We start from the raw sequence: 21,226 nt of genomic DNA on the forward strand, positions 1-21,226 counted from the left end.
TTTCCGCCTTTCCCCCTCTCCCCAGCCGCCCTTGATGCCCGGCATGTGTCGGCGGTCATCGTCTTCTCGCCCAGCGTGCCCGCCTCGTCCGCGACAACGAAGAAGCCGCCGCCCGGTGAGTCCGGACGGCGGCTTCTTCGTTCGGGGACCGGCCCCTTGCGCGCAGGAACGGGTTCCGTGCCCTAGATTCCCCCGCGCTGAATGATTTCCTGGACGGTCTTGGCCAGAATCCAGATGTCCATCCAGACCGACCAGTTCCGCGCGTAGTAGACGTCCATCCCTACACGGCGCTCGTAGCTCGTGCGGTTGCGCCCCGAGACCTGCCACAGACCGGAGATGCCCGGCTTGAGACGCTTGTAGACAACGAATTCCTTGCCGTATTTCTCGATTTCACCCGCGACGATGGGACGTGGCCCGACAAGGCTCATCTCTCCCCGGATCACGTTGAAGAACTGCGGCAGTTCGTCGAGGCTCGTGCAGCGCAGGAAGCGGCCCACCCGCGTGATGCGCGGGTCGCGCTCGAGCTTCTGGTTCTTTTTCCATTCCGCAGCCAGTTCCGGATCCTCGGCCAGCATCGAGTCGAGGCAGGCCTGCGCATCGCAACGCATGGTGCGGAACTTGAAAATCTGGAATTCCTTTCCGCCCTGCCCCAGCCGCGTCTGGCGGAAAAAGACCGGGCCGGGACTGTCGAGCTTGATGCACAGGGCGATGAGCCCGGTCACGGGCAGGGCGACGATGCTCCCGAACGCGCACAGCACGATGTCGAAGAGGCGCTTGAGCCGCATCCTGTTGGGATCGAGAAGCTTGAAATAGGTCTTGAGAAACGTTCCCCCGCCCACGTCCACGCCCCTGACCCAGAGCGAGAGCTGGCTCACCTTGGCCGAGGAAAGCAGGACGTGCTTGAAGTGGAAGCTGAGCTGCTCGATGACGTCCGGTTCGGGGCTGTCCCGTTCCGTGGAAAAGATGAGAATCGCGTGGCAGTGCGGATGGTCTGCGGCGATCAGCGGAAGGGCCTCGAAAGACACAGCCGGAAGGTGTTCCTCGCCGGAAACGGGCGCGCCGGTCTCGGTCATCACGGCCAGGGGCCACAGCCCTTGGCGACGGTCGCGCCTGATGTTCTCGAGCACGCAGCCCACTCCCTCGCTCCCGCCTATGAGCACGCAGGGGTACCCCCAGGAGAAATACCTGCCGAACCAGCGTCTGGCCAGGATGCGGGCCGAGGGCACGGTCACGAGCGCAAGCAGCCAGGAGCACAGGAATATCAAACGCGAGTACTGGTCGGCGCCGCGCGAAAGGAACGTCAGGGAGCTGATGATGAGGAAGAACAGGGAGGTCGACCAGCTCAGGAGCTTGAGTTCCTCGGGCGGCGTGCGCAGATAGCCGGGATAGACCCCCATGGAGCCGGCGATGCAGGAATAGAGGAGGAACATCCAGGAGAGGCCCAGATAGAGGTGGAGAGAGAACCCCCCGCCGAAAACATAGCGCAGCGTCACGACGCAGGCGGCTGAGACGGCGAGCACGCAGATGTCGAGGAGGATCAGGGCCAGGAGCGAGGCCCTGGGACCGAATATTCTTTTCCCGTCATGCATGGTCGGACAGCCTGCGCTCCAGCATTGCTGCGAATTTTCGTTTGAAGACGGCGGTATCGAAGGATGCCGCGTGCTCGGCGATACGCTGCGCGTCCCACTCCACTCCCTGCGACTCGAAACGCCGCACTGCAGCCGTCAGCCCTTCGACCGTGCCGTCCGGGTAGAGGATCCCCGTTCTCCCGTCGAGCACCGTCTCCGTGGCTCCTCCCCGGCCGAATGCGATGACCGGAGCTCCTGAGGCCATGGCCTCCACCGGCACCAGCCCGAAGTCCTCCTCCCCGGGAAAGACCAGGGCACGACAGGTGGCAAGATGCTCGCGCAGGACCGGGAAGGGCTGGCGCCCCAGGATTTCGACGTTCGGGCCCGCCATGCGCCTGAGGTCTTTGAGCATGGCCCCTCCGCCGATGACAGTCAGCGGCAGGCCGAGCGCATTGAAGGCCTTCACGGCCACATCCGCCTGCTTGTACCCCACGAGCTGGCCGATGAACAGGTAACGCTCTCCGCGCGGCCGGAACGGATCGAAGGCCGAGGTTTCCACCGGCGGATGAATGACTTCCGTATCCGGTCGGCCGTACCAGCGGCGGATTCTCCGCGCCACGTGCGCCGAGTTGGCGGCGAAGGCGTCGACCCTGGCAGCGGCCGAGACGTCCCAGATGCGCAGATAGTGGCTCAGCAGGGGCATGTTCAGACGGGCCAGAAACCCGGCCCTGGCGCGGTACTCGTGGTACATGTCCCAGACGTAGCGCATGGGCGTGTGGCAGTAGCAGACGTGCAGCGCGTTCGACGGCGCGAGGACGCCCTTTGCCGGTCCGGACTCGCACGAGATGACCAGGTCGTAGCCGCTGAGGTCCAGGGCCTCCAAGGCCAAGGGCATGAGCGGCAGGTAGTGCTTGTAGAGCTTCGCGGCAAAGGGAAGACGGGCGATGAAGGTCGTGCGGACCGTGTGCGCACGGATCTTCTCCGAGACTGCCCGCGGATCGTAGACGTGGGTGTAGATGTCCGCCCCGGGATAGAGATCGAGCAGCGCCTCGAGCACGCGCTCCCCCCCCCGCATGCCGACCAGCCAGTAATGGACGACGGCGACTTTCATCGCTCTGCCGACTCCCCGGGCGAGGCGAAGTGGGGCCGCGACGAGGCGGCGCAGTAGCCGAGGGTCAGCCCCAGCAGGAGCGTGGCCGTGCCCAGCCACCAGTTGCGGAAAAAGCTGTGGCCGCTGACCGCCGTGCCGAGATATCCGACGTAGGAGGCCACGAACAGCGCGGCAACCCTCCACCAGCGCAATCCGGCGCGGGCCTGGGGAACGATGCGCCGCAGCGCATGGCGCAGGAACAGGAAGACGAGAACGGCGAACAGGACGAGGCCGATCACGCCGGTCTCGCAGAGAAGCTGCAGATAGATGTTGTGTGGGTGCGGGATGTCGATGTGTTCGAACATCGGCCGCAGTCCGAGGCTGCGGAAAGCGGCGTTGTACGTGTTGATGCCCGAACCGAGAAACGGCCAGTGGGCGAAAACCCGCAAGGCGAACGGCCAGAGTTCCCGGATGCGGTCGTCTTGCAGCACGCCTTCCACGGTGAAGCGGTGCGGGCCGAGGAACATCACTCCGGCGCACACGACGGCCACGAGAAGGATGCCTTTCCACCAGGAACGCTTCATGATGGCCCAGGACACCATCAAGGCCACGGCGGTACCGACGACGGCGCTGCGTGTCCGGGCTCCAATGAGCAGAAAGAGGGGGGGAAGCAGGAGCGCCACGGTGAGCAGCAGACGCCTCGAGGCCGCGATCCGCTTGGGAAGCGCCCAGAAAAGTCCAGCCATGGGGGGCAGGTACAGTGAGATCAGGTTGCCGACGCGATAGGTGGAAAAGGAGCCCGTGAGGCGCTTGCCTCCCATGGGCGCCGTCCCATGGATGAGATCTTTTCCGGAGATCGCCTGCCAGACGCCGTCCAGTCCCTGCATGAAGCCGCACACGACCATGGCGTAGACGGGAAGCCGGATGTCGCGTTCCGTGCGCACGAACTCGAGTCCTGCGAAGAAGAGGCCGAAGCCCATGTGGAGGTTGCTTCTGAGGACGTACCAGCTGCTGCCGGGGCTGATCGAGTCCACGGACTTGAAGGCGAGAAAGGCCCAGAAGGCCGGGAATATCCAGAACAGCCGTCCCAGCATCCGTGCATTGGAGGAGCGGAAATCCAACATGTAGAACAGCAGCACGCCTATGGTGGCTGTCCAGCCGCCGATCTCGCGCAGGCTCATGCCGAACGGGAAAAGGGCGAGATAGAAGAGCAGGCCGATGCGGGAAACGCGCGCAAGCTCCCGGGACAGGCGGGGTTTCCAACCGGAAAAACGGGGCTCCACCGTGCCCGATGCGTCAGTGTCCATCGATCCCCAACTGCAATTCATGTCATTAAAGATTTCTGGTTCCCGGCCCGATGCGACATGGGAAGCAGACTGTATTCCTGATCTTTTTTCATCAAGGATGGCGCATTTACCCCAGAACGGATGGGCTGTAAAGCGCAACCGACATCCAGCCTCATGTCAAACCGGCAGACATGAAAATCAAGGACATGGTTCATCTCGAAGCGACGCAAAGAACATGGCACCCATCGCCTACGGACGCAGTCCCCTTCATGAAAACTGATGAAGGGTAGGCTCTCTCGCCTGTTCTTCCATCCAGGGACCGTCAATCCAGTCCATTCGGCAGAGAGTCTGCGATTACAAATCAATACACCCGTTCGTTTTATTTTGATAGCCCCCAGGCGGTCTCTGAAAAAATCAGGAGCCGCCTGCAAATTCCAGGGTGAGGCGGAAACCGCACGTCATGCAAGGCCACCGGGTTCCTCGGCGGCAATGTTTCGATGCACTCTTCGCCCCATGCAGTAGGGAGGAGTACCGGAGCTGGGGATTGCAGCAACTTTCCGACTTCTTCAGCGGTGCCGACCTCGCCGCCCGCTTCCGTGCCCCGCCCATCCCTGGCCGCGACCGGCCCGGCGCCTGAGCGCACGCCAAAGCCCTGCGCCGCATAGGTCCGCCCAGTCGTGGGGAGGGACAAAGGACCGGCAAGAATGCCCGGCGCTTGCCTGGGAAGTGGGGTTCCCCTATGGTGCGGGCACTGCAAAACAGGAGCCGACGATGAAACGCGCGCTCATCACGGGCATCACCGGGCAGGACGGCGCATATCTCGCCGAAATGCTGCTCAAGAAGGGATACGAGGTCCACGGCATCAAGCGCCGCGCCTCCCTGTTCAACACCGACCGCATCGACCACCTCTACCAGGATCCGCACGAGCTGGGCCGCAGGCTGATTCTCCACTACGGGGACATGAGCGACGCCTGCAACCTGATCCGGGTGGTGCAGGAGGTGCAGCCGGACGAGGTCTACAACCTCGCGGCGCAGAGCCACGTCAAGGTCTCCTTCGAGTCGCCCGAGTACACGGCCAACGTGGACGCCCTGGGCGCCCTGCGCCTGCTCGAGGCCATCCGCATCCTCGGGCTCGAGAAGACGGCCCGCTTCTACCAGGCCTCCACCTCCGAACTCTACGGCCTGGTGCAGGAGACGCCGCAGACCGAGAAGACGCCCTTCTACCCCCGGTCGCCGTACGCCTGCGCCAAGCTCTACGCCTACTGGATCACCGTGAACTACCGCGAGGCGTACGGCATGTATGCCTGCAACGGCATCCTCTTCAACCACGAGTCCCCGGTGCGCGGCGAGACCTTCGTCACCCGCAAGATCACCCGCGGCCTGGCGCGCCGGGCCCTCGGCCTCTCGAACGGCCTCTTCCTGGGCAACCTGAACGCCCTGCGCGACTGGGGACACGCCAAGGACTACGTGGAGATGCAGTGGCTCATGCTGCAGCAGGAAACGCCCGAGGACTTCGTCATCGCCACCGGCAGGCAGCATTCCGTGCGCGACTTCGTCGACGCCGCCGCAGCGGAGCTCGGCCTGACCCTCGAATGGAAGGGCAAGGACCTGGACGAGCAGGGGATCGTGGCCGCGGTGGACCAGAGCCGTTTCGCCGAGGCAGCGGGCCGGGGCGGCATGACCTGCGACCTCAAGCCCGGGGATGTCCTGGTCTGCGTGGACCCGCGCTACTTCCGGCCCACCGAGGTGGAGACGCTGCTCGGCGATCCCTCGCGGGCGGCCGAGCGCCTGGGCTGGACGCCCAGGATCGGCTTCGCGGAGATGGTCGCGGAGATGGTCCGCGAGGACATGAGCCTGGCCATGCGCGATGCGGTCTGCAAGGTGGCGGGCTTCAAGTCCTTCGCCTACAACGAATAGGCCAGCCGGAGCGAAAGCCCAGATCATGGAACAAGACGCCCGCATCTTCGTCGCCGGACACCGCGGCCTGGTCGGCGGGGCCATTGCCCGCTGCCTGCGCCGCAACGGCTTCACGAACATCGTCACGCGCACGAGCGCCGAGCTCGACCTGAGAAGACAGGCCCCGGTGGAGGACTTCTTCGCCGCCGAGCGGCCCGACTACGTCTTCCTGGCCGCGGCCAAGGTCGGCGGCATCCACGCCAACGCCGCCTACCCCGCTGACTTCATCCGCGACAACCTGCAGATCCAGACCAACGTCATCGACGCGGCCTGGAGGAGCGGGACGCGAAAGCTGCTCTTCCTCGGCTCCTCGTGCATCTACCCCAAGTTCGCGCCCCAGCCCATCCGCGAGGACGCCCTGCTGACAGGGCCGCTGGAGCCGACCAACGAGAGCTACGCCCTGGCCAAGATCGCGGGCATCCGCATGTGCCAGGCCTACCGCAGGCAGTACGGCTTCGACGCCGTCTCGGCCATGCCCACCAACCTCTACGGCCCGGGTGACAACTTCCACCCCGAGAACAGCCACGTCATCCCGGCGCTCATGCGCCGCTTCCACGAGGCCAGGCTGTCGCAGGCGCCGTCCGTGACCATCTGGGGCACGGGCAGCCCCCTGCGCGAGTTCCTGCACGTGGACGACATGGCCGAGGCCTGCCTGTTCCTCATGCAGAACTACTCCGACTACGAGCACGTGAACGTCGGCTGCGGCGAGGACCTCTCCATACTGGAGCTGGCGCGCCTGATGGCCAGGGTCACCGGCTATGCGGGCGAGATCCTGACCGACCCGGAAAAGCCGGACGGCACGCCGCGCAAGCTCATGGACAACGCCAAGCTGGCCGCCATGGGCTGGCGGCCGCGCATTCCTCTCGAAGAAGGGCTGGCCGGGACGTACGCGTGGTTTTGCGACCACGCGGCCGAGATCAGGGGCTGAGGGCCCCCGGAGGGAAGGCGCAGGGGGGCCTCACCCCGCCCCTGCAAGGAGGCGCTACTCCCCGACGCTCTGCCAGGGCCTGGGCGACATGCCTGCCGCGAATTCCCTGGCCAGCCGCACGAGCTTGACCGAATCCCCCATCTGACGGGACTCCTTTTCCGGAGAGTGGTTGCCCACCTTGCGGTCCTTCTCGTGGATGCGGACGTTGGCCAGGATCTTCGGCACGTGCACGAACCTGGCCCCGCCCATGGCGAAGCGCAGGAACATCTCGTGGTCCTGCGACACGCACGAAAGATCGTAGTAGCCGAGCCTTTCGTGCAGCTCGCGCTTGTAGAGCTTGCAGATCCCGCAGAGATACCAGCGGCAGAAGGCGTCCTCGAAGGTGTAGTCCGGGAGCGAGAAGCGGCGCATGACGCGGCCGTTGTCGTCCACGACGTGCATGTCCGCGTAGGCGAAATCAGCGGCGTTCGCGTCGAGCGCGGCCGCGAGCTCCGAGGCCATGGAGGGGAGCAGGATGTCGTCCGAGGCGATGAAGGTGCAATACTCGCCTCGGGCGGCCTGAAAGCCCGTGTTCAGGGCCGCGCTCAGCCCCTTGTTCGTCTCGTGGCGCAGGAGCACGAGGCTGCGGCCCTCGGGCGGGTAGCGCAGGTGCCATTGCCGCTCGATGGTTCCGGTCCCCTCGTCGTAGTTCGAGGCGAAGGAGGTCCGCTCGGAGGAGACGGCGGCCGCGTACTGCGCCAGCACCTCCGCCGTCCCGTCGTTCGAGGCGTCGTCCACGACCACGATCTCCACGTCCGGGTAGTCCTGGAACCAGACGGAATCGAGGCAGGTCGGCAGATACGCGGCCTGGTTGTACGTCGGAACAACGACAGTGACCTTGTGCATGTGACGCTCCTTTCCCGGATGTTGTCCTGCGGCTGCCGCGGTGTCTCCGCGCGTCAACCGTGCAGCATGTCGTACGCCACGTGGACGTCGGAGGCCGTGGCCCCCATGGCCGAGGCCTCGGCCCAGAAGCCGGGCATGGCCGCGGCGTAGTCCTCGTCCCTGGCCGCGATCACCAGCCGGGGCAGCCGCCCGAATTCGTCGAAATTGTCCCGCACGAGCCGGTAGAGCCCGGGCCAGAAGCCGGTGGCGAAACGCTCCACGATGCCGAGGATCTCCTCGGTGCGGCGCGCGGCACCGGACGTGGTCTTGTTGCCGCCGTGGTAGCGGAAGAGCGAGTAGGCGCGGGGCCTGAACGTGAACGGCACGATCCGCGCCGCGCGCAGGAACCACTCCCAGTCGAAGGCGTAGTGCAGGGAGGCGTCCAGGGGACCGGCGGCGTTCCACAGCGCCCTGGTCCAGAACGAACTCGGCTGGATGATGTAGGCCTGCCGCGCGAGCCTGTCCCGGTCGAAGGCTCCGCCCGCAAAGGGAAATGCGTCCAGCCCCCTCTCCGTCTCGCGAAAGCCGATGCAGGTCCCGTAGCAGAAGCCGGGCTCGGCAGGTTCCGGAAAGGCGGCCGCCACGTCGAGCAGCGCCCCGGGCATGAGCAGGTCGTCGGAATTGATCCAGCACAGGATGTCGCCCGTGGCCCTGGCCATGCCCTCGTTGATGGCCTCGGCCTGCCCGGAGTCCTTGCGGCTGCGCCAGAACGCCAGCCGGTCCTCGTAGGCGCGCAGGATGTCCACGCTGCCGTCGCTGCTGCCGCCGTCCAGGACCAGCACCTCCAGGCCGGGACAGCCCTGGCCGAGCACGCTCAAGAGGGTCTGCTCCAGGTACTGCGCCTGGTTGAAGGACGGTATGATCACCGAAAATGTGGGCAGCATGCGCTCCTCGCCTCGCCCGGCAGGGTTCTGATTCTCCACGCCTTCCATCCCGGCCTAGTCCGCCCCGTCCGTGCCCGTGTTCGCGCCCATGCCCGCGGCCAGCTCCGTGCCCGCCTCCAGGGCCTCGCGGGTCGCCTCGAGCCAGGCCCGGCCGTGGACCGCGTCCGGCTCCAGATGGTTGCCCTCGCCCCACTCGTTCCAGGCGGTCACGAAGACCAGCCGCTCCCCGTCCCGGTTGCGCCGGATGGTCTGGGCCACGGTGGCGGCCAGCCAATCCCGGTAGCGCCCGGGCGTGGCCCCGGTGAAGACCGTGGCCCCCTCCTTGCGGCGCGGGCTGTTGTCCCAACTGGGGAACACGCAGCGGAACCAGGGATGGTCGGGCAGCGGCTTGGCCATCATGGCCTCGGCCATGCGCCTGTAGTCGTAGCGCCTGTACTCCCCGGCCGCGGCGGCCCTGGAGCGCGGCCGCACGAGGCAATGGTCCAGGAAGCGCCAGTCCGGCGCGAACTCCACCGCGGCGTCGAAGCCGATGGAGGCGGGCGCCACGCCGGAGCAGAAGCTCTCCACGCGGGCCAGATAGATCTCCCCTACCCCGGCCCGCAACGCCTCCTCGCGCCAGATGTCCGCGGTGCGCGCGGGATCGGGCAGGTGGTCGGTGCGGTAGACCAGAAACAGCGGGCGGCCGCCGACACGGATGCAGCGCGGGTCGGCCAGGGACGGCATGAGGTGGCGGATGTGCGCGCGGTCGTCCTCCGCGCTGTAGGTCTGAGGGACGATGATGTCCTGCTCGTGCCCGTCCCAGCGCCGGGTCCAGGGCTCGTTGGCCCAGACCAGGCAGAAGGGCATGTCCGGCTCCCCGGAGTCCATCACGTCCTGGAACGGCCGCCAGAGCATCCGCTTCCCGTGGAACCAGTAGTGGTAGTAGGCGAAGCCGTGGATGCCGTGGGCCTGGGCCAGCGCGGCCTGCTCCCGGCGCGTCTCGGGCACGCGCAGGTCGTAGAACCCCATCTCGCCCGGCAGGTGCGGCTGGTAGTGCCCGCGGAAACGCGGCCTGGCGCGGCTCACGCAGGTCCACTCCGTGTAGCCGGGCCCCCAGAAGCAGTCGTTCTCCGGCGTGCGGTGGAACTGCGGCAGGTAGAAGGCGATGAGCTTCACGTCGTCGCTGGTCATGTCTCGTGTTCCTTGCATCCTCAGCCCTCTGGGCAGAATTCGGCCAGGGTCGCGGCCCGGCGCAGCATGGCCTCGGCCTGCCGCGGCTCGGCCAGGGCCTCGGCGTATCCGCGGTAGGCGCGCGCGAGCCCGGTAAAGGGCGTGGTGTCCGGGCAGCGCCGCAGGATCTCCTCCAGAAGGATGGGCGCGGGCGCGGGCACGTCGTCCGGCCGCACGGCCCGGGCCAGGTCGGCCTCGCGGGCCACGACCGCGGCGGCCTCGGCGTCGTAGGCGTCCATGGCCAGGCTGGTCTTGGAGTTTCTCTGCAGCCTGAACCCGCCCACCAGGGCGTCCGCCACGAAGAGCTTCTCGCGCCGGAAGAACCGGCTCCACAGCTCCATGTCCCCGGCATAGCCCATGGCCGTGTCGAGGCGGCCGCCCGCCTCGTCCCACAGGCTGCGGCGCCAGAAGGTGGACTCCTGCTGGACGTGGGGCGGGCCGATCTCGCCGCGCAGATACCTGCGCCGGTCCCAGAGCGGCAAGGGCTCGAGGAGCATCGTGAGCGCGCCCTGCTCGTCCCAGACCGTTGGGCAGGCCATGAGCCAGCGCACCTCGGGGAAGCAGGTGAAGATCGCGGCCAGCACGAACAGGGAGGCCGGGTGGTGCTTGTCGTCGGAGTTGAGCCAGCCCATGCACTCGCCCGTGCAGAGCCCGAGCCCCTCGTTCACGGCCCAGTACTGCCCCTGGTCCGGCCCGCTGCGCCAGTGCGCCAGATGTTTGGCGCGGCGCTTGATGATCTCGACCGAGCCGTCGCTGCTGCCGCCGTCCATGACGATGTACTCGAGGTTGGGATAGCCCTGCGAGAGCAGGGAATCCATGCACTCCTCGAGATACTCCCCCTGGTTGAAGGAAGGGGTGACCACGCTGATGCGCGGCAGCTCGAGGCCGCAGCCGCGGGAAGTGCGGCCGGAGCGGAGCGCGGGGGCCTGCGACTGAGGCTGCGGCTGGGGCTGCGGCTTGCGCCAGAGCACGTTGCAGCTCGTGGGCCTGCCGAAGGAGTCGTAGGGCTGTCCGGTGATGGCCTGCCAGCCCGCCTCGTAGGCCTGCCGGGTCATGCAGTAGACCTCGGGGTCGCCGAGGAGCGGTGCAAGGGGCGTCCAGGCGTGCAGCACCGGCCGGGTCTCGTGGATGCGGGGCAGGATGCGGTTGGTCCAGACCTCGTCCGCCTTGAGCAGGACGTCCAGGCAGTGCAGGCTGAGCCCGCCGGGCCTGAGCACCCGGTCCATGTCCTCGATCACCCGGTCGAGCCCAGCGGTCTCGGCGTCGGGCACGTGCTCCAGGGTGGAGATGGAGAAGACCAGGTCGAAATATCCGTCGGCCAGCTCGGGCGAGAAGTTGCCGATGTAGTCCCTGACGATGGCGTACCCGGCTTCTTGGGCCTCAAGCGGCCCGTTGCCCACGCCCTCGAACTTGTCGATGTTCCAGCACTCGTAGCTGTCCGCGAGATGGGCCAGGACCCGGGAGTTGCCGCCGCCGATCTCGAGAAGGCGCGAACCCGGAGGCAGGTTGTCCCTGATGAAGGCCAGGACCAGCAGGTCCTGGTAGGGCTTGAGATCGCAGAGATCGGGATCCACGGCGTGGCCGTAGAGCCCGGGCGCGAGTGCCCCGAGCCGCTCCCAGTGGGAGCGGCGGGCCACGGCGAAGGGTCCGAAATCGCCCCAGGCCGGAGAAAGTGCAAATGCGGCCGTCATCGCGCCGCCTCCGTGCGGCTGGGAATCGACGCTTTGCGAGGGCGCTTCGGGCCTTCCAGCGGCATGACGGACTGCGGATTGCAAACGTACAACTTGCCGTCACGCACATCCGGCGAATGGAAGGAACAGAACGTACACCGATGTGCCGCACATGTTGCCCACGGCGATGGTAGCCCAGTTCGGTGAACAACTGGCAAGCCCAGCATGCAGATGCTCGGCAGCGTAGCGCTCGACATCCTTGGCCATAAGTTCCTCTCGACCATCGGCATGCCGCTTTCCCGCTAGGAGCGTTTCTCGCCCAGGATGGAGATGGCCCCGAACAAACGCTCTTCGCACGTGGTGCCGTCGTCGTCGTCGCGCAGCACCGACACTCCTGCCTTGGCGAAGGCTTCGCGCATCTCCTCATGGGTCAGCTTGGCCGCGACGGGCGCCGCGTACCAGTCGAAAATGTCGTAGCGCTGGGGAAAGATGTTGATGTGTCGCGCCACCTGCCAGTAGAGCCCCTTGCGCCAGAGGAACATGGTCAGGTTGTGCATGAGATCCGTGAACTCGTGCAGCTCCTCGATGCTGAAGGTGGTGGTGACGGCGCGGATGGCGGCATCGTTCTCTTCCAGGCGGGGGTTGGCGCGGCGGTAGGTGCGCACGGAGAGCAGCCCGCCCGGCCGCACAAGCCCGGCCAGCTCGGCGGTGGCCTCCAGCGGCGCGCCGGTGTGCTGGATCACGCCGATGGAAAACACCACGTCGAGGACACCCGGCTTGAAGGGCGGGTGCAGGATGTCCCCCTGCACCACCTGGGCGTCCAGGCCTGCTCCCTTGAGGTTGGAGTAGGCGACGGGCGCCGCGCAGGTCAGGTCCATGGAGACCACCCGCGCCCCGGCGGCGAAAGCCGCGCGCGAGAAGCGGCCATTGCCGCAGCCGGCGTCCAGCGTCAGCCGGCCCGCCACGTCGGCCTCCGCGAGCAGGCTCTTCTCGTGGAACCATTGCACGGACTCCTCGCGCGTGCTGGAGTCGAGGCCGCCCTCGCCGGTCCAGCCCAGGGTGGCGTAGTGCTGCCACTCCTTGCCGAAATTCTCCTCGGTGCGCTTCTGCAGGGCCGCAATATCCGGGGATTGGCCTTCCCAGTCATGCAGCAGGCGCTTGGGGTCCACGCCGTGGCGGGTCAGAAAGTCCGGGTCGTAGTGCAGGCTCGTGGGCACCATGCGCGGGATGCTGCCTGTGATCGGATAGACGGTGCCACAGGATTCACAGGTGAGCAGGCCCTCGTGAACCTCTCCCCCTTCCCCGGCGTAGACGGTGAGTTCGAGTTCAGCCTTGCAGGCCGGGCAGTGCAGCAGGGCTATCATGTTCGTGTGCATATGGTCCTCCAGAGGACGGCATTGTGGCTCGCTGGCCGTTTTATTTATGATCCTTCCCCGGCCAGGGTTCAGTCGGGATCGTAGGAGCAGACGAGCGTCTGGAGGTTCTCGTCCGGGCCCATGGGGGTGAGCTTTACGTCCTTGACGGTGAATCCCATTCCCTTGATGAACTGGGTGAACTCCCAGGTGTTCCATTCGCGGACGTGCTCGGCCTTCACGGAGCCATGCTGCAGATCGCCCGCGCCTGCGGAGAGGTCGCGCTCGAGGGTGGTGATGAAGATTTTGGTCGCTGGGGTGGAGTGGGCCTTCATCAGGTCGAGCATCTTCTCCGGGTGCAGCACATGCTCGATGACGTCCAGGGCGAAGATCACGTCGAACGTGTCCTCCAGCAGCGGAGAGACACGGGCGATCTCCTCGTCCGAGTCCAGGTCGCAGGCGTAGTAGGTGCCACCGGGGTTGAAGCCCCTGGCCAGTGCCGTGGCCTCCTCTGAATCCAGGCCCGTGACCTTGACGTTCTTCCTCTGGCCGAAGAACTCGGCCATCTTCTGGGAAGGACCGCAGCCGAGGTCCAGGATCGAGAGCGGCGCGCCGAGGTCGAGCTGCGTCATCGCCCACTCGAGGACGGGACGCGAGCCGTTCTCGACCTCCCCCTTGATCCGCCAGTCGGTCCAGAACCCCTCGGTGATGCAGATGGGCTGGCATTTGTACTGGTCGCCGATGAAATAATTGTCCATGCCGGGATTGACGCGAAGGCTGTCTTCTTTCATTTCAGGCTCCCCTTGCTCGTGGTCGTTTCCGTTGTTGCTCATCGTACGCCCTCGGTCGCCTCGGCGTAGAGCACGGTTTCCCATTCGTTGACGTAATGGTGGTTGAGATGGAACCGGTAGCCGAGGCCCAGGCCGTCCAGGTACTCCGGGATGGCGCAAAAATCCTCCGGCTGGTGGTAGAGGCACACGGCGAGGCGCGGACGGAAGCGGCGCAGCACGCCCTCCGCCCCGCGAAGGGCTCTCAGCTCGGCGCCCTCGATGTCCATCTTGATGAAATCGACGCGATCGAGCCCGGCTGCGGCCACGGCCGAATCCAGGGTCACGGTGCGGATCTTGACCGTGGCGCTGTTGGATTCGTCGATGCAGGAGCCGCCTCCGCCCTCGATGAATGACAGCACGGCGTCGTCCTCGTCCCACACGCCGCGCTCGACCACCTCGATCCTGGAGGCGAGCCCGGGATTGGCGGCCATGTTCGCAAAGAAGACGTCCAGGAAGAGCCGGTAGGGCTCGAAGCACAGCACGCGCCCGTCCGGCCCCGCCGCCTCGGCGAACTGCAGCGAGATGTCGCCGAAGGCCGCGCCGCAGTCGATGACCACGTCGCCGGGCCGCACGCCTATGGCTCCGCGCGGCGTGGCGCAGCGGTAGGACGGATTGTGGAAATACCTGTAGACCTCTTCACCGATGGAATAGACCTTGAGGTCGCGCCCTGCACGGCGCAGGTCGAAGAGGGAGAATCTGTCCGAGCGCCAGCGCGCGCTCACCGCATCCAGGAGCTTCGCGTCGGCCTCGTCCGCGGCCTCGGTGGCGCGCAGAAGCTCCTCGCGGCGCACGGCGTTGTCCGTTCCAAAGTAGGGAAGCCTGACCCGCAGGTGCCCGAGCACCCCGAAGGCCGCGAGCGAGACCAGCAGCGCGCGGGAATCGTCGTCGCCGAGCAGGCCGTAGAGCAGGCTCTTGTGGGCGATCTCCCGGGCGAGGGCCCCGGAGGAGAGTGCTGCCGCGCGCGCCAGATCCACCGTGGACTCGGCCGCGAGCGCCCGCAGGTCCTCCTCGCGGGCCGCCTCGTCGCCGAGCTGGTAGTAGGCCTGGCTGTTGTCGTCGTAGCGCGCCCCGGCCCCTCGGGCCAGCGCGCCGAACAGCGCGGCGGCGAACTCGCCTGCCCGCATGCCAACGTCCGTGTCATTGCATTGCGTGCCAGTCATGAATCTGCGATCCGTGCAACGTTGATGTGCCGCCCGGCATATCCGGGCCGTGCGCCTCCGGGAAATTCCGCCCGCCAGGCGGAAAAAACAGGAAGCGCCCCAGGATTTGCAAATGATGTGCCGCCACCTACAAGTCAGGCCGGCCGCCGCTTCCGGCCACCCGGCGTCTCCGGCGGGCCCTGGCGGGCGGCCGCCTACGTCAGTATTCCGTCGGTGCATCCGAGGGCGCACGGCGAAATGACGCAGCACCCCGCATCCCGGGTCCGCGGGGACGCACGGTCATACGCCTGAGGCGCGCCGCCCTCAACCGCCCGCGGGCGGGGTCCGACATGCCCCGGCGGGACGGCGGGCCGGTATTTCCTGCCTGGCATGTGTCTTGCTTTGCCGTAGGCAGGATTGCCGACGGCCGGACGCGATCTCCCCCGGGAAAATCCCGGCAGGAGACGGGAGAAGGCCCGGCGGCATGGTTCCGGCAACGCTTCCGGGCTCCGGCCCGGGCAAGCTCCGGCCGAATCCCTCCGGGACGCCCGCGTCCCCGAAGGCGGCCGACATTCCGAGATGACGCACGAAGTGAACACCGCTCTGGAACGAGTGCCCGCGGCAACCACCTGGGACGCACCGAAGGAAGAGACCCTGGCCATCATCCCGGCCAGGGGCGGCTCCAAGGGCATCCCCCGCAAGAACATCGCGCTTTTGGGCGGAAAGCCGCTCATTGCCTACAGCATCGAGGCCGCATTGCGATGTCCAGGCGTCACCCGAGTCGTCGTCAGCACGGAGGACGAGGAGATCGCCGAGATCGCCCGACACTGGGGGGCGGAGGTGCCGTTCCTGCGGCCCAGGGCCCTGGCGGGCGACGGCAGCGACCTCTCCAAGTCCTTCCAGCACATCCACGACCGCCTGAAGGAACAGGGCTACGTCCCGGACTACGTCGTCCACCTCCTGCCCACGTCCCCGTTCCGCCCCCCCTGGCTCATGGACGAACTCACGGCGCGCCTGCACCGGGGACATGCACTGGTGCACACGGTGCGGTCGTTCCCGAGCGGCAGGCGATACTTCGTGAAGGACGAAAACGGGTCGGTGAGGCCCATCGACCTGCAGTGGAAGGCCGAAAGCTGCTTCCGCAGCTACGGAATCTTCACCGGGCATGCCGTCACCCGTCCCAGGCTGCCCAACTCCGTCATGTTCGTGGACGATCCCGTCCTGTGCATCGACATCGACACGCCCGCAGACTTCAGGCTGGCGCAGGAGGCCCTGGACATGGGCCTCTTCCCCCGCGAATTCTAGCGCGGGCGGGGCCTATGCCCCGCGCTCGCACCAGAAGGCCTGCAGATTTCCCACATTGTCCAGGATCAGGGCCACGCCCGCGTCCTGCATGACGTGGATGCGCCAGGCCAGTATTTCGCCCAGGTACCGGGTCCCCTTGGGCGTGCCGTCGCGTCCCAGGCAGTGCAGCCAGTGCGGGGCGGGCTCCAGGTCCTGGAAGGACGACTTGGCGACGACGTGTATGTTCCCGGCCTGCACGTCGTAATCGAGAATGGGGGCGAACAGGGTGGACGTGTTCTGGATGTGCCGCCCGGGTCCCCCGGCGAGCGGCAGGATCGAGACCATGCTGTCGTGGTGGCTCGAGGCGAAAACCTCCGCGCCGTGGCAGACGCAGTACTGCACGAGGTCCCGGCCCGCGAAGTCATGAAAATCCCTGAACACGAAGGTCCGCTTGTCGAACTCGCACAAGAGCCTCAGATCGTAGTCCAGGAGAAAGAGGCTCGATGCGTTCCCGCTCAGCTGGTTCAGCCGACCGCGCCCGCGCAGGATCGCAGGCAGCGCCGCCGTGGCCTGCAGCCGCAGGCCGCGGTCGAAGAGGTCGATGCCCCTGGCCAGGCCGTTGTTGTCCAAAAAGAAAGCGTAGAGCAGCCCCTGGTCGCAATCGAACCAGAGGTTGCGGTAGTTCACGCCCTCTCGGCCGAACTTCCGCGTGCCACCGTTCCAGAGCTCGCTGACCTGCAGCTCCCCGGGCTGTCCCTCGCGCTGCACGCAGACGTAGACCATCTCCTTGCCGTCCGATCCCAGGCCGCAGACACTGCCCGCGAACGTCCGCCCGGGCACGTCCGCCCGCCCCGGTCCTCCCCCCGGACCTGGTCCTTCCCCCCGGCCGGAAAGACGCGTGAAATCCCGGCGCACGAGCGCCCTGACCTCGTCCTCGAACAGCTTCTTGGGCTCCTGGTCCATCTTCCGGGCGGCGAGGGTGTTGACGACCCAGAGCAGGAAGGAGTCCACATCCCCTCCCCTCCGGGGCCACTCCAGCAGCCAGCGCAGCTGTCGCCAAGTGAATGTCCGGCGCGCCATGGCGCGTCGTTTTGCGAGAAACTCCTCTGCATCGCGCGCGTCCCCCGGGAGGGTGACGGCAGCCTCGCGGCAGCCCGGCGCGGCACCGCACGGCCCGGCTGATTTCTCCCCGGCCCGGGATTCGTCCGCACCGCCTGCGAGATGCTCCGGCGCGAGGCGCACGCCCGTCTCCACGGCCAAGTGCAGGGCCGAGCTCACCTTGGCCGCCTCGCGCGGCGAGAGGTCGACGACCCGCCAGGGACAGCCGTGCTCGAGCCCCGCGAGCAGCGCTCGAGGCGGCCCGGCGAGCAGCGACCAGTCCTGCTCGCAGACCTCGGGCAGCTCCTGTCGGTTGCAGATGGTCCGGTTGGTGGCCAAGTCCTTCGGCCGCTCGAGTTCCGAGCCGAAGGTCCAAAGCCCTGTCCCATCCAGGGGGAGGGTGCAGTCGTAGTCCTCGCCCTCGGCCGGAACGAGATGGCAGACGAGCAGGCCGTCGCACTCGGGATCGACCTCGAACTCGCCGCTCCCTGCGCCGTTCTCCCGGTCGGAGCCGAGGGGAAGCCGGACCTCGACGCGTCCCCCGACGTGCCTGCCGCGCATGGGCCACAGCCGCAGCAGCCCACCCGCGCACTCCGTGGTCCATCTGAGCCTGCCGGGAATCCCCGTCGTCTCGATGCGCACCGAAATCTCCGGGAGCGGGGCGTAGGCGGCCACGGCCGCGCGCGGCGCGACCGGGCCGGAGGGCGAAGCGCAAACCCGGCGCGCGAGGCACGCAGATTCCCGAAGAAGGACCACGGCGTCCGGCGGGAGGTCCCGGGCGCCTTCGCCCAAAGGGGCCAGGGGGGCGAGGTTCAGCGCCGAGCCGCCCTCCTCCATGCGCAGGATGTACGGGTCCTGCGCCTCGTCCCATACCCCGAGCGCCTGCCAGTCGAAAAAGAAGGGGCGGCTGCGCCGGGAAAAGGGGGCGGCGCCCTGCGCCTCTGCCTCCGGAAGGACCAGATACTCGGGGCCCTTCAGGCTGAAGCGGGCGCGCAGCAGGGCGGGATGGTCCCTGGCGGGAGCGAAGCTCGAGAAGCAGCCCTCCGGCTCGGCCGACACGGCTTCCCGGAGCCTTTGCAGCGCCCCGGCGCCCAGGTGCACGTTCCGGTAGTCGACCACGACCACCGGCCCGTCCCCGGCGCCCCGTCCGCGCTCGAGCAGGAGGCCGAGCGCCCGGGCCGTGCGGGACTGCGGCGACGGCTCCTTCCCGCACGACTGCGGCGAGGAATCCTGGGGATCGAAGAGCACGTCGCGGCCCTGCGCCTCCATCTCGCGGCGCACGAGCGCATCCGTCGTGTAGACTTCGAGGGTTGCCTCCGGTAGGGAGAGTATCTCACTGACTGCGTGTGAAATGAGGATGTTACGGGCTTCAGCGGACTGCAGCAGCAGACGCTCTTCCCGTGATGCCGGGTCTATGCGGAGCAGATAGTGCATTGTCACGCCTGGGCAGTGTCCGTGTTCTGGATCAAGGTATGGGAATCATAGCCGCAAGGCGCCGGGCTGTCATCTCCGGCCCGGGCTCCGGCGGCTGGCATATATTCTGCAATTACGGCTGCCGGACATCGGAAAAATCTCCAACGACACAGGGGACGTCCCGTTTCATGCCAGCACATTCCTGCACCCCCGTCCGTCCGGATGAACGGCGCGCGCCCGCCGCATCCTCGAGCGGCGCGGACAGCCAAGCCCCGCTGATCCTCGTCTACCACCGCGTGGCCGAGCCCGGCGTGGACAACCAGCTTCTGTGCGTCTCGCCCGCGAATTTCGACGCCCAGCTCGCGGTCCTCGCGCGCACGCGCCGCCCCGTGCCGCTCATGGAGCTGCTCGACGAGGCGCGCAGCGGCAGGCTCGTGCCCGGCAGCGTGGCCGTGACCTTCGACGACGGCTATGCGGACAACTACCTGAACGCCCTGCCGCTGCTCGAAAAGCACTCCATCCCGGCCACGGTCTTCGTGACCACCGGCCGGGTCGGCACGGCCGAGGGGTTCTGGGGCGACATCCTCGAAGACATTTTTTTGACGGGCCGCCCCCTGCCGCCGCGCCTCGAGATCCCCCAGTGGGAGCGCAGCTGGCCGCTGACCACGGCGGAGGAACGGCTGCGCGCCCATGACGAGATCCGCTACGAGCTGAAGATCCGCCTGCCGCACGACGGCTTCCCGGAGATGGTCTCCTGGCTGCAGAAGACCCTGGGGATGCCGGGCGGCCACGTCTCGCCCAATCCGGTCCTCGACCAGGACGAGCTCTGCAGGCTGGCCGCCTCCCCCCTGATCACCATCGGCTCCCACGGCATCAGCCACTGCCGCCTCTCCCTGCTGGACGACGCCGCGCAGGCGCGCGAGGTCGCGGAGAGCATAGAGTGGCTCGAAGCGAGGCTTCACCGCCCGGTGGAATGCTTCGCCTACCCCTACGGCACCCCGGACTGCTACAGCGAGGAACTGCGCCGCCTCCTGCGCGAGCGGGAGATCGCGGGCATCGCCAACGTCCAGGCGAGCCTCTGCCTGCCCCTGCCCCTGCAGGACGTGCCCCGGCGCCTGGTCAGGAACTGGGACGGCCCGGCCTTCGCCGCCTGGCTCGACGCCGACGACGCGGGCCGCGACGCCCTGGAACGGAAGACCGTATCCCGGCGCGCGCCGGACATCCTGCGCGGGCTTTCGCGCCGCCTGCCCAGGCTGGCGCAAAAGGCGGACGGCAGCCCGATGCGCGTCACCCACATCACCACCCTGGTGGGCCAGGGAGGTGCGGCGAAGTCCACGCAGCGCCTGATCGCGGCCCAGCGCGCCCGGGGATACGACTCCCGGGCCATGGTGGGTCTCGTGCCGCCTCCGGGCCACGACGCCTGCCGCTTCGACCCGCAGGAGGACCCCGAGCTGGCCGAGGCCTGCCGCAGGGAAGGGCTCCTCTACTACGCCTTCCAGGGAAGCCACCGCCTGCACGCCCATCCCCTGGTCCAGGACGCGGACCTCCTGCATTTCCAGAACCTGCACGGCGGGTTCTTCAACCCCTTCTCCCTCTCCGGCCTGAGCGCGCTGAAGCCCTGCGTCTGGACGCTGCGCGACATGCAGTCGATCACCGGCGCCTGCGCCCACTCCTTTGCCTGCGAGCGCTGGAAAGAAGGCTGCGGCGACTGCCCGGACCTGGGCATCTACCCCGGCCTGCCCGTGGACAGCACCGCCCGCCTCTGGCGGGACAAGAAGCTCGTCTACGAGCACTCGCGCCTGCACATCGTGACCCCGAGCGAATGGCTCGCGCAAAAGGTGCGGCAGAGCATCCTGGGCATGCACCCGGTGACCACCATCACCAACGCCACGGACACCGACGTCTTCCGCCCCCGGGACCGCGCCGAGGCGCGCGCCAGGCTCGGGCTGCCGCAGGACGCGGTCGTGCTCGGCGCGGTGGCCCACGGCGGCCCCCTGGAGAACGCCTGGAAGGGCGGGGCCTACACCGTGGCCGCCCTTGAGGCGCTCCGTGCCGCCTGCCCGGACCTCGTCTTCGCCAACGTGGGCTGCCGCGACGACGCGCCCGTGCGCCCCGGCGTCGTGAACATCCCCCACACCGGCGACGAGGACCTGCTGGCCACCATCTACTCGGCCCTGGACCTCTTCATCTACACCTCGCTCGCGGACACCTGCCCCCTGGTGGTCATCGAGGCCCTGTCCTGCGGGCTGCCCGCGGTCTCGTTCGCCACGGGCGGAGTGCCGGAGCTCGTGCGCCACGGCACGGACGGCCTTATCACCCCGTACAAGGACGTGGACGCGCTGGTTCAGGCCGCGTCGCACCTCCTGGAACGCCCCGGGCTCCGGGCCAGGATGTCGCGCGCGGCGCGCGAGGGCGCGCTCGCGCGCTTCAGGCTCGACCATCTCGCGGCCAAGTACGAGGCAGTCTACGCCGAGGCCGTGCGGGAAGCGGCCGGGAAGGCCCGCCGCTGTCCCCCCTTCCCGCCCCACGCCGTGCCGGAGGTGATACGGACCCCGGCCTTCCTCGAGCTGGAAAAACTGAAACACTGAGAACGCC

The 21,226-nt window shown here is 67.6% G+C and carries 15 protein-coding genes; 4 read left to right on the top strand and 11 right to left on the bottom strand.

The genetic code is table 11. The annotated features are described in order from the left end of the window. Positions 1–182: 182 nt before the first annotated feature. Genes wbaP through DSX2_RS16555 form a run of 3 tightly spaced genes read right to left on the bottom strand, consistent with a single transcriptional unit; the run spans position 183 to position 3,986 of the window. Complete coding sequence (wbaP, locus tag DSX2_RS16545) at positions 183–1,589, bottom strand: undecaprenyl-phosphate galactose phosphotransferase WbaP (protein ID WP_020882146.1); 1,407 nt, start codon at positions 1,587–1,589, stop codon at positions 183–185. Next, positions 1,582–2,679, bottom strand: coding sequence for a glycosyltransferase (locus tag DSX2_RS16550; protein ID WP_020882147.1), 1,098 nt, complete (start codon positions 2,677–2,679; stop codon positions 1,582–1,584). Before DSX2_RS16550 ends, wbaP begins: the two co-directional genes overlap by 8 nt. Next, positions 2,676–3,986 carry an O-antigen ligase gene (locus DSX2_RS16555; RefSeq protein ID WP_084486736.1) on the bottom strand — a complete coding sequence of 437 codons (1,311 nt, stop codon included), beginning with the start codon at positions 3,984–3,986 and terminating at the stop codon, positions 2,676–2,678. Before DSX2_RS16555 ends, DSX2_RS16550 begins: the two co-directional genes overlap by 4 nt. Positions 3,987–4,715: 729 nt before the next feature. Between DSX2_RS16555 and gmd the strand changes: the two genes are divergently transcribed. Both gmd and DSX2_RS16565 read left to right on the top strand, forming a co-directional pair. Further along, positions 4,716–5,861, top strand: a complete 1,146-nt coding sequence (gene gmd / locus DSX2_RS16560; protein ID WP_020882149.1) for a GDP-mannose 4,6-dehydratase — start codon at positions 4,716–4,718, stop codon at positions 5,859–5,861. A gap of 25 nt (positions 5,862–5,886) precedes the next feature. Then, positions 5,887–6,828, top strand: coding sequence for a GDP-L-fucose synthase (locus tag DSX2_RS16565; RefSeq protein WP_020882150.1), 942 nt, complete (start codon positions 5,887–5,889; stop codon positions 6,826–6,828). Between the two features lie 54 nt (positions 6,829–6,882). Here DSX2_RS16565 and DSX2_RS16570 read toward each other — a convergent pair whose 3' ends face one another. The 7 genes from DSX2_RS16570 to DSX2_RS16600 all read right to left on the bottom strand — a co-directional run bounded on the left by DSX2_RS16570 (position 6,883) and on the right by DSX2_RS16600 (position 14,821). Beyond that, the gene (locus tag DSX2_RS16570) at positions 6,883–7,713 is read right to left on the bottom strand and encodes a glycosyltransferase (protein WP_020882151.1); all 831 of its coding nucleotides are present in this window, start codon (positions 7,711–7,713) and stop codon (positions 6,883–6,885) included. A 53-nt stretch (positions 7,714–7,766) separates the two neighbouring features. After that, a complete protein-coding gene (locus DSX2_RS16575) occupies positions 7,767–8,636 on the bottom strand; it encodes a glycosyltransferase family 2 protein (RefSeq protein WP_172640040.1) in 870 nt (289 codons plus the stop codon). A 54-nt stretch (positions 8,637–8,690) separates the two neighbouring features. Beyond that, positions 8,691–9,806: a glycoside hydrolase family 99-like domain-containing protein gene (locus DSX2_RS16580; protein WP_020882153.1), complete on the bottom strand. Its 1,116-nt coding sequence runs from the start codon at positions 9,804–9,806 to the stop codon at positions 8,691–8,693. A 20-nt stretch (positions 9,807–9,826) separates the two neighbouring features. Continuing rightward, the gene (locus DSX2_RS17830) at positions 9,827–11,536 is read right to left on the bottom strand and encodes a glycosyltransferase (protein WP_020882154.1); all 1,710 of its coding nucleotides are present in this window, start codon (positions 11,534–11,536) and stop codon (positions 9,827–9,829) included. Positions 11,537–11,817: 281 nt separating this feature from the next. Then, the gene (locus DSX2_RS16590; protein ID WP_020882155.1) at positions 11,818–12,891 is read right to left on the bottom strand and encodes a methyltransferase domain-containing protein; all 1,074 of its coding nucleotides are present in this window, start codon (positions 12,889–12,891) and stop codon (positions 11,818–11,820) included. Between the two features lie 68 nt (positions 12,892–12,959). Continuing rightward, entirely contained in the window at positions 12,960–13,658 is a 699-nt protein-coding gene (locus DSX2_RS16595; protein WP_035043121.1) for a bifunctional 2-polyprenyl-6-hydroxyphenol methylase/3-demethylubiquinol 3-O-methyltransferase UbiG, read from the bottom strand. A gap of 38 nt (positions 13,659–13,696) precedes the next feature. Next, complete coding sequence (locus DSX2_RS16600) at positions 13,697–14,821, bottom strand: FkbM family methyltransferase (protein ID WP_035043124.1); 1,125 nt, start codon at positions 14,819–14,821, stop codon at positions 13,697–13,699. Positions 14,822–15,415: 594 nt separating this feature from the next. Here DSX2_RS16600 and DSX2_RS17835 point away from each other — a divergent pair. Then, on the top strand, positions 15,416–16,141 hold the full coding sequence (locus DSX2_RS17835) for an acylneuraminate cytidylyltransferase family protein (RefSeq protein ID WP_020882158.1): 726 nt from the start codon (positions 15,416–15,418) through the stop codon (positions 16,139–16,141). 12 nt (positions 16,142–16,153) lie between these two features. Here DSX2_RS17835 and DSX2_RS16610 read toward each other — a convergent pair whose 3' ends face one another. Then, the gene (locus tag DSX2_RS16610; protein WP_020882159.1) at positions 16,154–18,652 is read right to left on the bottom strand and encodes a hypothetical protein; all 2,499 of its coding nucleotides are present in this window, start codon (positions 18,650–18,652) and stop codon (positions 16,154–16,156) included. 167 nt (positions 18,653–18,819) lie between these two features. Here DSX2_RS16610 and DSX2_RS17840 point away from each other — a divergent pair, with 167 nt between their 5' ends. Further along, positions 18,820–21,219, top strand: coding sequence for a polysaccharide deacetylase family protein (locus tag DSX2_RS17840; RefSeq protein ID WP_020882160.1), 2,400 nt, complete (start codon positions 18,820–18,822; stop codon positions 21,217–21,219). Positions 21,220–21,226 lie beyond the last annotated feature (7 nt).

The organism is Desulfovibrio sp. X2 (genome assembly GCF_000422205.1).
In the GTDB taxonomy this organism is placed as follows: domain Bacteria; phylum Desulfobacterota; class Desulfovibrionia; order Desulfovibrionales; family Desulfovibrionaceae; genus Alkalidesulfovibrio.